This is a genomic window from Pseudoalteromonas sp. MelDa3, from assembly GCF_002863625.1.
Taxonomy (GTDB): Bacteria; Pseudomonadota; Gammaproteobacteria; order Enterobacterales; family Alteromonadaceae; genus Pseudoalteromonas; species Pseudoalteromonas arctica.
This window is the reverse complement of sequence record NZ_PJBR01000198.1, coordinates 1-1956: the sequence shown is the minus strand read 5'-3', so window position 1 is coordinate 1956 and position 1956 is coordinate 1. Positions and strand designations below refer to the sequence as shown.

Annotated in this window: 1 protein-coding gene; it reads left to right on the top strand. The window is 43.6% G+C overall.

What is annotated here, in order from left to right; all coding sequences use genetic code 11:
* The first annotated feature begins 558 nt into the window (after nucleotides 1–558).
* Nucleotides 559–1848 (top strand): group II intron reverse transcriptase/maturase, encoded by a 1290-nt coding sequence (gene ltrA, locus CXF89_RS19055; protein ID WP_121955474.1) that lies wholly within the window; start codon nucleotides 559–561, stop codon nucleotides 1846–1848.
* The last annotated feature ends 108 nt before the right edge of the window (nucleotides 1849–1956 follow it).

Here is a 1956-nt window from a genome sequence, read left to right as displayed (position 1 = left end):
CGTTGGTGCGTCAAGCGAAGCTTGATGCATCTTGCAGGGTGCAAGTCCCTGTCAGGTAAGGTTTAACCAACCACCTGTATCGAGTGTTGCGCCTTTGGCGGAGTGTGGGATTAGCAAATGCTTTTCAGCAGTGAGGACTGCATCACACGAACAATATTGGTGAAGCGTACACAGAGAATTATGTAGGCCATAGGGGCTATCGTGGCCCTGAAGTGCTGGTATCGCTCCGATAAATATTAGATCTGACTGACGAGGTTTGCAACGCTACCGAAGTCCATGCAAAACAGCCGCATTGGTTAGGCTGTAGAGAGTCAGCGGAGTTTTCAAGCCGTGGCATGTATAAATAGATGTATTGAGAACTTGAGAGATCCAAAGGCGTTCCACACGGATAGTGGTAGAGAAGCTTAACGAAAAGCAAAGCCAACGATGACCCTTTGGAAGTCAGATCAGCCCATAGTAGTCTGCGCAGGGGAAAGCCTTGTACATGGCGAAGGAGCTGACAGTTATTTTCGGTATTAAGCCGGCACATAGTCCGGACAAAGTAGGGCTGGAACCACTATGACAACAACACTTAATACCATCGCATTTAAAGCACATACCCACCCCAAACACAGGTTTCAGAATTTATATGGACTGTTAAATACTGATAGCCTGCATCAAAGTTGGGGTCAACTCAATAAATTAGCTAAACCCGGTATTGATGGCATTACTATGCCTATATACAAGGCAAAGCTAATCGAAAATATTGACCGTTTAGGTCAGCAACTTAAGCAGAAACGCTACCGAGTTAATGATATTAAACGCATTTTCATCCCTAAATCGAATGGTAAACAACGGCCCTTGGGTCTGCCAACGGTTGATGACAAGCTTGTGCAACAAAGTGTTAGCCAGATCCTGCAAAGTATTTGGGAGCAAGACTCTATGCGCAATAGTTATGGTTATCGACCGAATAAAAGTGCGCATCAAGCGGTGCATAGTTTGACACTTAATCTGCAGTTTCAAGGTTATGGTTATATAGTTGAGGCTGATATTAAAGGCTTCTTCGATAACCTTGATCATGAATGGTTGATGGACATGCTCAAACAACGCATCGATGATAAGGCAATACTTAACTTAATAAATCAGTGGTTAAAAGCACGGATAAAATCCCCTGATGGTGTCTTTACCAAACCATCGAGTGGCAGCCCACAAGGCGGTATTATCAGCCCTGTGCTTGCTAATATTTATCTACATTATGCGCTAGACCTGTGGTTTGAAAAGAAAGTAAAGCCGAAGATGCGCGGCAGAGCGATGATGATACGTTATGCAGATGATTTTGTTTGCGCGTTTCAATATGCGAATGACGCAGAGCGCTTTTATAAGGTATTACCGAAGCGATTAAAGAAGTTCAACTTAGACGTTGCACAAGACAAAACATCGTTAATGCGCTTCAGCCGATTTCACGTTGGTCGAAAACGTCATTTTGTCTTTCTAGGGTTTGAGTTTTACTGGGGCACAGATTCATCGGGTAAACCAAGATTGCGGCGGCGCACTGGCGCGAAGAAGCAAAAGGCAACGCTGGGTGAATATTACCAATGGATCAAAGCGAAACACTCATTTAAGTTGAGAGATTGGCTGCCACAATTAAAACGAAAACTGATAGGGTTTAGAAACTATTTCGGGCTTCCCGACAATAGCCGAAGTTTAGCGTGTTTATATGATTATGCTTTGCATACCTTATATAAATGGTTAAACAGGCGAAGTGGTCGACGAAGTTATAACTGGAGTAATTTCAAGAAGATGTTAGAGTATTTTAATATTGAGAGTATCAAAGTCAGCAAGCGAAATATTCTTGTCGATTGGTATTAGGGTCATGTTTTACACGAGTGAATAGTTAACTGAAGAGCCGGATGCGGTAGTTCCGCTCGTCCGGATCTGTGTGGGGTCGGCCTAGTAATAGGTCGCTCTACCACGATA